Here is a 12,461-nt window from a genome sequence, read left to right as displayed (position 1 = left end):
CCGAGCACCTCGCCCTTGCCGCGCTGCCGACCCCCCGGGTGTCCGGCGGCGCCGGACACCTCCCGCGCCCTGAAGCATAAGTCACCACCTGCGGCTCGGCAGTCCGCTCGGACGAACCGTCCGGGTCCGTTGCCGGACACCCGCCCGGACACCCAGCCTCGGTCGCACACCGGCCGCGGGCGACGCCTCGCCGGCGGCCACCGAGGAAAGGACTCCCCATGAAGCATCCGGCTCCCTGGCTCATCATCGGCGGCCTGCTACAGGCCGCGGCCGGCGTCTGCGGGGCGCTGGTCCCCCCGCTCGGGTTCGACACCCGCTCACCCGTCTGGTGGACGGTGTTCCTGGCTCTCATGCACGTGCCCCAGGCCGCCGGGTTCTTCCTGCTGGCGCGGTCGCCGCAGGCCGTGCCCTCCGCGGCCGGCAGGATGGGCCTATGGACGACCGCCATGGCGGTGGCCGCGTTCGTTCCCGCCGAACTGACGGCCCTCGTGTCGGCGGACGCGGCGGGCACGGTCTTCGCGATCGTCACGCCGGTGGCCGGGCTCGGCCTGCTCGTGGCGGGCGCGGCCACCGTGCGCCGCGGCCACCGCCCGGGCGCCGGGCGTTTCGTCCCGCTCATCGCGGGCCTGTACGTCTTCGTCGTCCTCATCCCGTCCCTGGCCGCGTTCGGGCCGGTCGCCGCCGTGCTCGCCATCGCCGGCTGGGGCGTGTGCTTCGCCCTGCTCGGCGCCGCCGTACACGAGCGGCTCCCGGAACCGCGCTGAGGACGGGACCGGCCGCCCCGGGCTGCGGCCCTTCCCGGATGCCGGGGCGGCCGCACCCAGGGTCGCGTGAGCGGATGTCCGCTCACGCGACCCTGGGTGTGGCCCGGACGCCGAAGTGCACGTACGGCGAGCCGTCGGCGAGCGTGTAGAAGACCACGGGGATCCAGTGGGGATCGCCGTCCGGACGCCCGACGAAGGTGGTCTCGTCGACCGGGACGAGCTCGAACTCCAGAGGCGGGCGGAGCCCGGCGAGGGTCCCCGTGGCCGCGCTGTGCAGCAGCAGCCGCCCGTCGCGGACGGTCAGCGTCACCCGGTTCCCGGTCCGCTCGTAGACACCGGCGTACCGCTCGACGTCCACCTCCACGGGCGACTCGGGCGGTCCCAGCGGCGGCGGCACGGCCAGGCCGAGCAATTCGTCGAAGAGCTCGGTGGCCAGGGCGTGCTGGAAGGCGGCGGTGCGGCCGCCGTTGGCCAGCACGCACGCCGCGGTCCCGCTGTCCGGCACCGCCCAGAGCATGGCGGCCTGGCCGATGGTGTTACCGCCGTGGGAGACGATCCGCTTGCCGTCCCACTCGTCCAGGACCCATCCGATCCCCCACTGCCTGCCCAGGGTGTAGGGATTGGGGATGTCCACCTGCGGTTCCCGCATCGCCTCCGGGGCGGCGAGCAGCTCCGTGCCGAAGTGGGCGCGGGCGAAGGCGACGACGTCGGCGGGGCGCGAGCAGATCAGCCCGGCCGGGCCGCAGGAGCGCATGAGGCCCCAGACCGGGCTGGGGACGCCGTCGAAGTGGCCGGTGGCGGCGCGGAAGCGGATGACGTCCTCGGGCAGGGTCCAGGTGTGGGTCAGGCCGAGCGGCTCGATGATCTGCTCGCGCAGTGCGGCGTCCCACACCTGCCCGGTCAGCCGCTCGACGATCCGCCCGGCGATGACGAAGCCGGAGTTGCCGTAGGACTGGGTGACGCCGAGCGGGTGGTTGCGGGCGAGGTCCGCACAGGCCGCGACGTACCTCTCCAGGCAGTCGTCGCCGCGGCCGGTGTCGAGGAACAGGTCCCCGTCGATGCCGGAGGTGTGCGAGAGCAGGTGCCGTACCGTGACCGTCCCGGCCAGTCCGGCGTCGGCGAGCCGGAACTCGGGCAGGATCTCGATGACCGGGGTGTCGAGGGTGAGCCTTCCCTGCTCCGCCAGGAGCATGATCTGGGTCGCGGTCCACACCTTGGTGACCGACCCGATCTGGAAGAGCGAGTCCGTGGTGACCTCGACCCCGGTGCCGGTGCTGAGCACGCCGGCGGCGAACTCGTGCACCCGTCCCTCGTGCAGGAAGGCCAGGTTCGCCCCGGGTACCTCGAACTCGGCGATCAGCTCGGCGAGCCGTCGCGCCCACCGTCCGGGATCCGTTGCTCCAGCCACACGATGCTCCTCTCCCCGGCCCCGCCCGTTGGAGCGATGATCCACGGCAGAGGCCGGGAAGGGAACCCCCTCGAAAGCCGGATCCCGGGCCGGTCGCGGCCGCCCCGGCGGGCACGGGGGTACGGCGGGCGCAGGCCGGCCGCCCCGGCGGAGAACCACCGGGGCGGCCGGCCGCGGGCATACCTTCGCGGGTCGGGGTATGGGCCGGCCATGGGAATGAGGAGTTCGACCACGAAACGGGCGGAGGGCGGCACCGGCGTGCGGGCTATCGTGGAGTCCGCCACGGGAGCCCGGCCGAAGACGCTCACGAGGACGCTGCTCGCCGTGACCGCGGCGGCCGTCGCCGGGAGCGCGGCCACCACGACCGCGTCCGGATGGTACCGGCGGCTGCGCAAACCGGCCTGGCAGCCGCCGCCCCAGGCGTTCGGGCTCGTGTGGACCCCGCTGTACGGACTGATCGCCCTGGGGGCCGCCCGCGTCCTGGACCGCCGGCAGGGCGCCGCCCGCCAGGCGTTCACCGCCCAGCTCACGGCCAACCTGGTGCTCAACGCCGGGTGGACCCTGGCCTTCTTCCGGGCGCGCTCCCCCAGACTCGCGCTCGCCGAGATCTCCGCGCTCAACGCCTCGAACGCCGTCCTGATCAAGCAGGCCTGGGACACCGACAGGACCGCCGGCGCCGCCCTGCTCCCCTACGGGGCGTGGACGCTGTTCGCCACCGCCCTCAACACCGCGATCGTCCGGCTCAACTCCGGGGACGGCCGATCCCCCGCATGACCCTCGGAGCAGGCCCCACCGTCACCGGGCCGACGCGCCAGGGCCGGTTCCTCAAGGCCGGCGCGGCCTCCGAGGCGGAGTCCGCCGTGGCGGTCACCGCGCGCCGGGGGCACCGGCGCCACCGGCGACGCACCGCCCGCCGACCGCCCGCCGGCCGCCCGGCCCCGCCGCCGTTCCGGGGCCGGGCTCCTGCGCTCAGAAGAGCTCGGCGAGCACCTCCTCCACCGGGGTGGCCCCGACCCCGAGGACCTTCTCGGTCTCGGAGAAGTCGGAGACGTACGGCACGCCCGGCGCCTCCAGCACCTCGTCGAGCTCCGCCCAGAACGGGTCGGTCAGAGCGAGCAGCGCCAGGTCGCGCTCGGTCAGCTCCTCCAGCCGGGGTGCGGGCGCACCGGCCCGCTCGGCCAGCCGGACCGCCAGCTCGCGGACCGAGGGCGTGACGACCGGCGCGTGCCAGGCCCGCCCCCAGGCCCGCTCGTCGCGGCTCGCGGCGATGAGCGTGCGGGCCGTGTCGCCGACGGATGAGTAGCTGTGCGGCAGGTCCAGTTCCTGCGGCACCAGGGCGAGCGCGCCCGCCAGTACCTTCGGCTGCACCATGAGGGTGAAGACCGACACCGCACCGGCCCCGTAGAACTGTCCGGCCCGCACCTCGGTGACCCGCGCGCCCGAGGCCGCGGCCTCCTCCCACAGGCGCGCCCTGATGCGGCCCTTCGGCCCGGTGGCCAGCAGCGGCAGCCCCGGCCCGATCGGGCCCTCCACCGGGCCGTAGGCGTACAGGTTGCCCAGCATGACGTAGGGCACGCCGGTGCGCAGCACGGCGGTCAGCAGTCCGGCCGCCAGTGCGGGGAACTCCTGGGGCCAGCGGTGGTACGGCGGCGCCGCGCAGGTGAACAGCGTGGCCGCCCCCTCCAGCAGCACGGTCAGCCGGTCGGCGTCGGAGGCGTCGGCGGCCACCTTCTCGACCAGCGGGTGGTCGGGCCCGCCGCCCTTCCTGCTGACGATCCTGACGTGCTCGCCGTCCCCGGCGAGCAGGAGAGCGGTGCGGGAGGCGGTCGCACCGGCCCCGATGATCACATGAAAGGTCATGGCCTCACCCTGCCCGCCGGGTCTAGGCTGCGGGCAGTGGCTTGAATGCCATCTATCCGGAGGATCTGGCCAATGCATCGTGTCGCCCTCGTCGTGGTCCCGCCCGTCATGAGCTTCGACGTCTCCATCCCGCACATGGTCTTCCTCAGCGTCGAGGCCGACGGCGCCCCCGGATACGCGGTCCGGACGTGCACGGCCGAGCCGGGCGCGACGGCCACGGTCGGCGGCCCCGAGATCCTCATCCCCCACGGCCTGGAGGCGGTGCGCGGGGCCGACACCGTGATGGCGGTGGGCAGCGGCGGCGGACCGGCCCATCCCGACGCGCTGCGGGCACTGCGGGAGGCGGCGGCGGCCGGGGCGCGGATCGCGTCGCTGTGCACCGGGGCCTTCGTGCTGGCCGAGGCGGGCCTGCTGGACGGCCGCCGCGCGACCACCCACTGGGGCCTGGCCGCCGAGCTGGCCGCCCGCCACCCCGCGGTCGACGTGCGGCCCGACGTGCTCTACGTCGACGACGGCCAGGTGCTGACCTCGGCGGGAGCGGCCGCCGCCATCGACCTCTGCCTGCACCTGGTGCGGCTCGACTACGGCGCGGCCACCGCCAACGCCGCGGCCAGGGCGGCGGTCGTCTCACCGGTGCGGCCGGGAGGCCAGGCCCAGTTCATCGAGACGCCGCTGCCGCCCGAGCGCGGCACCTCGCTGGCCGAGACGAGGGCGTGGGCGCTGCGCCGGCTGGACCGCCCGCTGGCCCTGAAGGACCTGGCCGGGCATGCCGGCACCAGCGTGCGGACCCTGACCCGCCGTTTCCACGCCGAGACCGGCCTCAGCCCGCTGCAGTGGCTGCTGCACCGGCGCATCGACCGGGCGCGCGAGCTGCTGGAGACCACCGGCCTGCCGATGGACCAGGTCGCCTGGCGGAGCGGGCTGGGCAGCGCCGACTCCCTGCGCAAGCACCTGGTCGCCCGGCTGGGGGTCACGCCGACCGCCTACCGTGCCGGCTTCACCCGGATGGGGCGCTGACCGCCCGCCGGCGGGCGGCATGCTTGCACCTATGAGTTCATCCATGAGTTATCGCGTGTGCGTGGTGTGCCTGGGGAACATCTGCCGCTCCCCCATGGCGGAGGTCGTGCTGCGCAGGACGCTCGCCGAGCACGGGCTGGACGGGCTCGTCACGGTCGACAGCGCCGGCACCGGCGGCTGGCACCAGGGCGGCCCGATGGACGAGCGGGCCGCCGCGACGCTGGCCGAGCACGGCTACGACGGCTCCGCGCACCGGGCCAGGCAGTTCCTCAAGGAGTGGTACGGCCGGGTGGACCTGGTGCTGGCGATGGACCGGGAGAACCTCCGGGCCCTGCGCCGCCTGGCCCCGGAGGGGGCCGACGTGCGGCTGTTCCGGTCGTTCGACCCGGCCGCGCCGGAGGGCGCCGAGGTGCCCGACCCCTACTACGGCGGTCCCGAGGGCTTCGCCGACGTGCTGGAGATGGTCCGGGCCGCGTCCGAGGGCCTGGCCAAGCACCTGTCGGACAAGCTCCGTCCCTGAGCCCTCGTCACCGTCACGGGCCAAGCCGGAGCAGAAGGAGCTCTCCCCTGACCGCGATCTGGCCGCGGTGCGCCGGGATCCGCCCGCCGGCCGGCGGGCGGGGCGGGGCGGGGCGGGGCGAGCGGATGATCACTTCCTGCGGGAGACGGCCACCCCGGCCAGGCAGAGCAGGCCGCCGGCGAAGGTCAGCCAGCCGGGTACCTCTCCGAGCACCGCCCAGGACATCAGCACCACCAGGGCCGGGACGACGTAGGTGGTGGCGCCCATCTTCCCCGCGGTGGTGCGGGCCAGCGCGTAGGCCCAGGTGGTGAAGGCCAGGGCTGTCGGGAAGACCCCCAGGTAGACGACGTTCAGCAGCGCGGCCGGCGGGGCGGCGGCGACCTGCTCGATCAGTCCGCCGGCGAACGGCAGGCAGGCCGCCGTCCCGACGAGGCAGCCGAAGGTCGTCACCTGCAGTGCCGAGGCGTGCCGCAGCGCGGGCTTCTGGCAGACGACGCCTCCGGCGTACGAGACGGCTGCGAGCAGGCAGAGCAGCACGCCCAGGATCGACGACCGCCCGCCTCCCGACATGGAGACCCCCACCACGACCGCTCCGGCGAACGAGACCGCCATCCCGGCCATCAGGTTGCGGGGGAACCCCTCCTTCAGCAGCCAGCCGCCCAGCAGTGCGATCAGCACCGGCCCGACGTTCACGACCATCGCCGCGGTGCCCGCGTCCACCTCCTGCTCGCCCCAGTTCAGCACGACCATGTAGAGGCCGAACCAGAGCACCCCCGCACCCGCGATCCCCGGCCACGCCGCCCGCGGCGGCCACCCCTCACGCCGCGCCAGCAGGATGGTCCCCAGGACGGCCGAACCCGCCAGCAGCCGCCCCAGGGCCAGCGGGCCGGGTGAGAAGTACGGCGCGGCGCCCCGGATGGAGACGAAGGCCGACGCCCACAACACCACCGTGACCCCCGCCGCCGCGAGCGCCCGGCGATCGACCCGGGCCCGTACTGAGATGTCCTGGTTCATGTGTCGAACCCTAGGGGGCGGGATCTTCGGTCCGTACCGAATTATTCGGACCTCGTTCTGGTGGCCCGGGACCGGGCGCCCGGTGTTCCCCGGCCGGCCGCCGGAGCGCGTTGCGGTGGACGCGTGCCGCGGGGAAGATACGGAGCCTGCGGTTCAGGATCTTCGGGGGCGCTCCCCAAGGAGGCAGTGGTGTCGGACGAGTTCGACGTGATCGTGATCGGTGCCGGCCCGGCCGGGGAGAACGTGGCGGGCCGGGCCGTACGCGGGGGCCTGAGCGCGGCCGTCGTGGAGGAGAACCTGGCGGGCGGCGAGTGCTCCTACTGGGCGTGCGTGCCCAGCAAGGCGCTGCTGCGCCCCGTCGAACTGGCCGCCGAGACCCGCCGGGTGCCCGGGCTGGCGCTCGGCCCGATCGACGCCGAGGCCGTGCTGTCCCGGCGGGACGAGGCCGTCTCCCACTTCGACGACGCGGGTCAGGTGGAGTGGGTCGGCGGGCTGCCCGCGGAGTTCGTGCGGGGGCGGGGCCGGCTGGACGGCCCCCGGCGGGTCCGGGTGACCCTGCCGGACGGCTCCGAGCGCTCGCTGACGGCCCGGCACGCGGTCGTGCTGGCCACCGGGAGCCGCGCGGTGGTCCCGCCGGTCCCAGGCCTGGCCGAGGCCGCGCCGTGGGGCAGTCGCGAGGCCACCGCCGCCAAGGCCGTACCCGGCCGGCTGGCGGTGATCGGCGGCGGGGTGGTGGCGTGCGAGATGGCCCAGGCCATGCACGGCCTCGGCGCGGCCGAGACCACGGTCCTGGTCCGCGGCCGGGGCCTGCTGGAGCGCATGGAGCCGTTCGCCGGGAAGCTGGTGGCCGAGTCGTTCGCCGCCGCCGGCATCGCCGTACGCACCGGGGTCGAGGTCGTCCGGGTGGAGCGGCCCGCACCGGGCGGGCCGGTCACCGTGCACCTGTCCGAGGGGGCGCCGGTCGAGGCCGACGAGCTGCTGGTGGCCACCGGCCGGCGCCCGGCCACCGGCGGCCTGGGCCTGGAGACCGTCGGGCTGCCCGCCGACCGGCCGGTGGAGGTCGACGACAGCATGCGCGCGAGCGGCGTCGAGGGCGGCTGGCTGTACGCCGTGGGCGACGTCAACGGCCGCGACCTGGTCACCCACATGGGCAAGTACCAGGCACGGGTGTGCGGGGACGTCATCGCGGCCCGGGCCAAGGGCGAGGACGACGGCCGGCCCGCGCTGCGTGACGTGGCCGGCGGGTACGGCGCGCCGCAGGTGGTCTTCACCGACCCGCAGGTCTGCGCGGTCGGCCGCACCGAGGCGCGGGCCCGTGAGGAGGGGTTCGGCGTGCGCGCGGTCGAGTACGACCTGGGCTCGGTGACCGGGGCCTACCTGCTGGGCGACGGGTACAGGGGGCGGGCCAAGGCGGTGGTGGACACCGAGCGGCGGGTCCTGCTGGGGGTGACCTTCGCCGGGCCGGGCGCAGCGGAGCTGCTGCACGCGGCGACGATCGCGGTCACGGCGGAGGTGCCGCTGGAGCGGCTCTGGCACGCGGTGCCGTCGTTCCCCACGGTCAGCGAGATCTGGCTGCGCCTGCTGGAGACCTACGGCCTGTGATGCGATCACCCCGATGGCCTGGGAGTCTTCGTCTCCCGTTGTGATCATTCCGATAGCGGGGATACGTCCTCCCGCCGGAGTGATCACCGCTATGCTGGCGGCGAAACAGCGTGACACCAATACTGGAGTCCCGACATATCGGACTCCAGTATTTATTTTTCCCCTTAGCCCGCCCAATCTTTGGCAGCCCTGATGGCCAGCGAGACCCAGACGGTTGTGAGCTGTGTTCCGACACCGGAAACAAGCTCAGGGGATATAAAGGCATTGGAACCGGCACGGGGGAGGAAACACGGTGTCCGGATCCGCGACGTAAAGGACTTCCGGCGGCTCTGGACCGGCTCGGCGCTATCCATGATCGCGTTCCGGACCCTGGGAGTGTCCTATCCCCTGATCGCCCTGGCGATCACGGACTCCCCCGCCGCGGCGGGATGGGTGGGGTTCGCCTGGACGGTTCCCGGCGTGCTGTTCTACATCCCGGCCGGCACCCTGATAGGCCGGCTGAAACCGAGGTCGGCCATGCTGTGCGCCGAGGCCGTCCGCGGAACCACGGTCATCAGCGTCTTCGCCGCGCTTTCCCTCGGATCGCTCTCGATGGCCCACCTCACCGCGGCCGCCGTGGTGGAGGGCGCGATGTGGGCGCTGCACTCGCTGGCCGAGACCACCCTGATCCCCTCTCTCGTCACCCGCGAGCAGCTCCCCCGCGCACTCGCGCGCAGCGAGACCAGCTTCCACATCGCAGTCATGACGGGCAGGCCGCTCGGCGGGCTGCTGCTCGGGCTGGGACAGGCGGTGCCCTTCGCGGTGAACACGGTGCTGTTCGCCCTGTCCTTCGGCTCCCTGCTGCGTATGGACGACAAGGGCACCCGGTACCGGCACGGCCCCAACATCCTCATGGAGATCACAGACGGCGTGCGGATCCTCTCCCGCCATCCCTTCCTGTACATCTCGATGGCGCTCATCGCGACCACCAATCTCATGATCAACGCATTGATCATGGTGTTCCTCACGGGATCGGCCGGCCTGTCCCCGTTCGCCGTCGGTTCGGTGCTGGCCGCCGGAGGGCTCGGAGGGCTTCTGGGCTCTTTCATGGCCCTGCGGATAGCGGTTCCTCCCTACATGCCGTTCGTCCAGATGTGGGCGTGGGTGGTCGCGCTCCTCATCGCCGCGGCCGGTCGGCAGCCGGTGTTCTTCGGTTTCGCGACCCTGCTGACGGGGTTCTTCGGGGCTCTCAACAACGTCACCGTCAGAACGTTCGAGGCCGATCGGATCGCCCCGCGCAAGCTGGCGCGGGTGGCGAGCGTGTCTCGGCTCGTCACCCGCGGATCGATCGCCGCGGCGGCACCCGTCGGCGGCCTGCTCGTCGCGGGCTTCGGCATCGAGAGGGCCGCCGTGCTCCTGTTCGCCGCGATGGCCGTGATCGCGACGGCCGTGACGTCCATTCCCTCCGCACGAAGAAGCCTGGGAGTCGTGCCGAGATCCCGGGCCGGAACCTGGACGTTTCTCAGGCCGGAGGAGTCCGGGCTATCCGATCCGCCTCCTCCCTGAGATGGGCCGGTAGCGCCGGCGACTGCGCCGCTCTCGCCTGGCGGGCCAGTTCTGCCGCCGCGCCGCCGTCACCGGCGGCCTCTCTGACCTTCGCCGCGTAGAGCAGCGCCGGGCCATGGTCCTCCGCCTCGGGCAGCAGTTCCGCGATCTCCCGCTCCGCCTCGGCCGCCCGGGCGGTCAGGGACAGCGCGAGGGCATACGCGGCTCGGGCGGAGGGCCACTGCAGCGGCCGGATCCGCTCGAGATCGCGCAGGGCGGCGTTCCCCTGCCCGGTGACGGCCAGGATCTCCCCACGTGCCCTCAGGGCCTCGGCGGTGTTTCCCTCCCTGGACAGCACATCGTCGAGAACGTCCCGGGCCGCGTCCGGATGGCCGTCATGCCAGAGCGCCCAGGCGAGCTCGGTCTGGATGGCGGCGTCGTTGGGAACGCGGCGGATCGCGGAGAGCAGTTCCCGGACCGCGACCGAGGGGCGCCCCTGGGCGAGTCTCAACCGGCCGATCCCGGCGAGCAGGCGGCCGACGGCCGAGGTGGCCCCCAGCGTCTCGAACAGGACGGCGGCGGTGCGGTAGTGCGTGACGGCCTTCTCGTAGTCCTCGCGCCGGTGTGCCACGTTTCCGATGAAGGACTCGATCTCCGCACGGAGCCGGGTGTTGTCACCGCACCGCTCCAGCGCCTCCTCTGCGTGCTTGGCGGCCAGCCCGAACTCCCCGTCTCGAAGAGCCAGCTCCGCAGCGCGCAGATATTCTTCCGGCCCGTCCGAGCGCTCCACCTGTTCGGTGGTGCGGTCGTTCTGGGTGATCGGCTGGATGAGACGATCATGGGAGAGCTCGCACCACCGGGTGCCGGCCTTGATCTCCTCGCGGAGAATGTGGCGCTCCACCAGCGCTCTGATCACATAGTTCGGCTCGCCGGCCGTGAGGGTCTCTCCCTGATAGACGATCTCCCGCGTGCCGAGGTCGGTGATGAAGTTCCGCCGCAGCCAGGATCTCAGTCTGTCGGCGTCATCACCGTAATGGGCGTGGGCCACTTCTCCGATCATCTGCTCGGAGAAGTCGGTGAGGGACCGGTCGGCGTTGGCGAAGCGGCGCACGTGATCGGAGGTGATGACCTCCACATCTGCGGGGAGGAAGCGCCACATCGCCGAACAGACCACCTGCAGGTGGACGGGCTCGACCGTTTTGGCGTCGGCCACCACCTCCTGACCGAGCATCCGGCCCACCCGGACCATCCGGAGCCCCTGAACGAGGGCGTCTGCGGCACCGGGGGCGAACGAGCGCCACGTGTCCTCCAGAGGTCCCTCGGTGGCGCGTACCGCCGCGGCCGGGTCCAGGAAGCCCAAGGGGAAGCGGCCCCTGGGCATTCCGGAGAGCTTGGGCTCGTGGGGCAGGATCGCCGCCAGGTAATCCTCCCGGATCGAGATCAGGAGGCGAAGGTTCGGATCATCGTCCAGTGCGTCGACGAGCTGGCCGATGAACCACTCGCGGTACGGCTGGCGATGGGCGAAGTCTCCGAACAACTCCTCGGCCTGGTCGATCGCGACGAGGGTGAGAACCGGATCGCCGTACGGGTCGTAGCGGCGGGGACGCCCCTGCAGGAACCCGCGGAGCGTCAGGCCCGCGAGCCTGGTGGGCGTCTCCACCGGCGCCCAGGAGGACAGCAGGGCGAACACGTGCGGGTTGTGCTGGGAGAGCGCGGCCGAGGGGAAAGCCGAGCCGTGGGAGACCCGACCGATCGGGAGGACGTCGGTGGTCCCAGGGTCGAGCAGTGGCAGCACTCCGGCGTGGATCAGCGATGTCTTGCCCGCGCCCGATGGCCCGTAGAGGATGGTCAGCCGGTTGGCCTGCCACAGATCGGCGAGCTCACGGGACTCCCTGGCTCGCCCGAAGAACCTGTCGCTGTCCTTGCGGCGGAATGCTCTCAGCCCGACATACGGCTGCTCCTGAGACTCGGTGCGAAGGTCGTCCCGGTTCATCATGGCACCGTTCCCATCCTCCGGCGCAGTTCGGCGCAGAACTCCGCCGCGGTCCCCCAGAAGATGGAGATCCGCCATTGTTCGTAGTATCTGGCGATCTGACGCTGCATCTCCTGCATTTCCGCCCGCGTGATGTCGGGCGTCGGGACGAGTTGAACACTCACGTTCCGGCGGCGGTTGATTCCCGGGACCGCCCTCAGCAGGGCACCGAACATGACACGGAACGTCCAGTCCTGGAGGCTGTACCCGATGAACAGCAGCGGACGCTGCGTGAGCGCGGCCAGGATCGCGGGAGGCAGCATTCTGGGAGCGGTCCTTCCTCCCTCCGCGGCCAGGCTGGTCAGGAACTCCAGGTAGTCGTCCTCGGCGAGAACCATCGACTTCGGATCCTGAAGACTGCCGTGCAGATGGTAAACGAGCGGCGCGTCCCGGTGAGGATTCCAGCCGGCCTCGCTTCCGAACAGTTCCTCGTCGTACTCCATGCCCTCATTCCACGGGCACAGCGCCGTGTTCGGCTGTTTGCCGACCGCCTTCAGCGACTTGAAGATGAAGTCGTCGTAATTGGTGGTCAGATAGACTGGCACAGGAAAACGGGCCAGCAGGCCGTGAGGTTCCAGCGGGTCCAGGAAATCGGGAGGCCCGCCGACCCCGAGTTCCGCGCAAACCTGCTTCTTCACGTATACGGCCTCACCGTATTTCATCGTCGCGAACTGCGCCACCCGGGGAAGATCATGATCGTCTTTATAGGGGTAACCCCAT

11 protein-coding genes are annotated in these 12,461 nt (G+C 72.4%); 6 read left to right on the top strand and 5 right to left on the bottom strand.

What is annotated here, in order from left to right:
• Positions 1-218: 218 nt before the first annotated feature.
• Positions 219-764 carry a hypothetical protein gene (locus tag HS041_RS21385; protein ID WP_196442414.1) on the top strand — a complete coding sequence of 182 codons (546 nt, stop codon included), beginning with the start codon at positions 219-221 and terminating at the stop codon, positions 762-764.
• An 82-nt stretch (positions 765-846) separates the two neighbouring features.
• Here HS041_RS21385 and HS041_RS21380 read toward each other — a convergent pair whose 3' ends face one another.
• Complete coding sequence (locus HS041_RS21380) at positions 847-2,172, bottom strand: serine hydrolase domain-containing protein (RefSeq protein ID WP_196442413.1); 1,326 nt, start codon at positions 2,170-2,172, stop codon at positions 847-849.
• A gap of 210 nt (positions 2,173-2,382) precedes the next feature.
• Between HS041_RS21380 and HS041_RS21375 the strand changes: the two genes are divergently transcribed.
• Complete coding sequence (locus HS041_RS21375) at positions 2,383-2,946, top strand: TspO/MBR family protein (RefSeq protein ID WP_196442412.1); 564 nt, start codon at positions 2,383-2,385, stop codon at positions 2,944-2,946.
• A gap of 195 nt (positions 2,947-3,141) precedes the next feature.
• Here HS041_RS21375 and HS041_RS21370 read toward each other — a convergent pair whose 3' ends face one another.
• Positions 3,142-4,032 (bottom strand): Rossmann-fold NAD(P)-binding domain-containing protein, encoded by an 891-nt coding sequence (locus tag HS041_RS21370; protein ID WP_196442411.1) that lies wholly within the window; start codon positions 4,030-4,032, stop codon positions 3,142-3,144.
• Positions 4,033-4,104: 72 nt separating this feature from the next.
• Here HS041_RS21370 and HS041_RS21365 point away from each other — a divergent pair, with 72 nt between their 5' ends.
• Together HS041_RS21365 and HS041_RS21360 are read left to right on the top strand one after the other, a co-directional pair.
• Positions 4,105-5,049 (top strand): GlxA family transcriptional regulator, encoded by a 945-nt coding sequence (locus HS041_RS21365; protein WP_196442410.1) that lies wholly within the window; start codon positions 4,105-4,107, stop codon positions 5,047-5,049.
• A 43-nt stretch (positions 5,050-5,092) separates the two neighbouring features.
• Complete coding sequence (locus HS041_RS21360; RefSeq protein WP_196442409.1) at positions 5,093-5,569, top strand: low molecular weight protein-tyrosine-phosphatase; 477 nt, start codon at positions 5,093-5,095, stop codon at positions 5,567-5,569.
• Between the two features lie 129 nt (positions 5,570-5,698).
• On the opposite strand, the gene HS041_RS21355 is transcribed toward HS041_RS21360, so the two are convergent.
• Complete coding sequence (locus HS041_RS21355) at positions 5,699-6,583, bottom strand: DMT family transporter (RefSeq protein ID WP_196442408.1); 885 nt, start codon at positions 6,581-6,583, stop codon at positions 5,699-5,701.
• Positions 6,584-6,772: 189 nt separating this feature from the next.
• Here HS041_RS21355 and HS041_RS21350 point away from each other — a divergent pair, with 189 nt between their 5' ends.
• Both HS041_RS21350 and HS041_RS21345 read left to right on the top strand, forming a co-directional pair.
• The gene (locus tag HS041_RS21350) at positions 6,773-8,185 is read left to right on the top strand and encodes a dihydrolipoyl dehydrogenase family protein (protein ID WP_196442407.1); all 1,413 of its coding nucleotides are present in this window, start codon (positions 6,773-6,775) and stop codon (positions 8,183-8,185) included.
• Positions 8,186-8,377: 192 nt separating this feature from the next.
• Positions 8,378-9,730: an MFS transporter gene (locus tag HS041_RS21345; protein WP_255529982.1), complete on the top strand. Its 1,353-nt coding sequence runs from the start codon at positions 8,378-8,380 to the stop codon at positions 9,728-9,730.
• Here the strand turns inward: HS041_RS21345 and HS041_RS21340 are convergent.
• On the bottom strand, positions 9,687-11,705 hold the full coding sequence (locus HS041_RS21340; protein WP_196442405.1) for a tetratricopeptide repeat protein: 2,019 nt from the start codon (positions 11,703-11,705) through the stop codon (positions 9,687-9,689). The genes HS041_RS21345 and HS041_RS21340 overlap by 44 nt on opposite strands.
• Complete coding sequence (locus tag HS041_RS21335) at positions 11,702-12,421, bottom strand: SIR2 family NAD-dependent protein deacylase (protein ID WP_196442404.1); 720 nt, start codon at positions 12,419-12,421, stop codon at positions 11,702-11,704. The genes HS041_RS21340 and HS041_RS21335 overlap by 4 nt, the downstream gene beginning before the upstream one ends.
• Between the last annotated feature and the right edge of the window lie 40 nt (positions 12,422-12,461).

It is taken from the genome of Planomonospora sp. ID67723, from assembly GCF_015711605.1.
GTDB lineage: Bacteria > Actinomycetota > Actinomycetes > Streptosporangiales > Streptosporangiaceae > Planomonospora_A.
Note: the sequence above shows the minus strand (reverse complement) of the source record. Positions and strands in the feature narration are given on the sequence as shown.

Coding starts and splice junctions, on each gene's coding strand:
- HS041_RS21375 (WP_196442412.1), top strand. CDS start 2,383: ATGGGAATGAGGAGTTCGACCACGAAACGGGCGGAGGGCGGCACCGGC.
- HS041_RS21355 (WP_196442408.1), bottom strand. CDS start 6,583: ATGAACCAGGACATCTCAGTACGGGCCCGGGTCGATCGCCGGGCGCTC.
- HS041_RS21340 (WP_196442405.1), bottom strand. CDS start 11,705: ATGATGAACCGGGACGACCTTCGCACCGAGTCTCAGGAGCAGCCGTAT.
- HS041_RS21365 (WP_196442410.1), top strand. CDS start 4,105: ATGCATCGTGTCGCCCTCGTCGTGGTCCCGCCCGTCATGAGCTTCGAC.
- HS041_RS21345 (WP_255529982.1), top strand. CDS start 8,378: ATGGCCAGCGAGACCCAGACGGTTGTGAGCTGTGTTCCGACACCGGAA.
- HS041_RS21360 (WP_196442409.1), top strand. CDS start 5,093: ATGAGTTATCGCGTGTGCGTGGTGTGCCTGGGGAACATCTGCCGCTCC.
- HS041_RS21385 (WP_196442414.1), top strand. CDS start 219: ATGAAGCATCCGGCTCCCTGGCTCATCATCGGCGGCCTGCTACAGGCC.
- HS041_RS21370 (WP_196442411.1), bottom strand. CDS start 4,032: ATGACCTTTCATGTGATCATCGGGGCCGGTGCGACCGCCTCCCGCACC.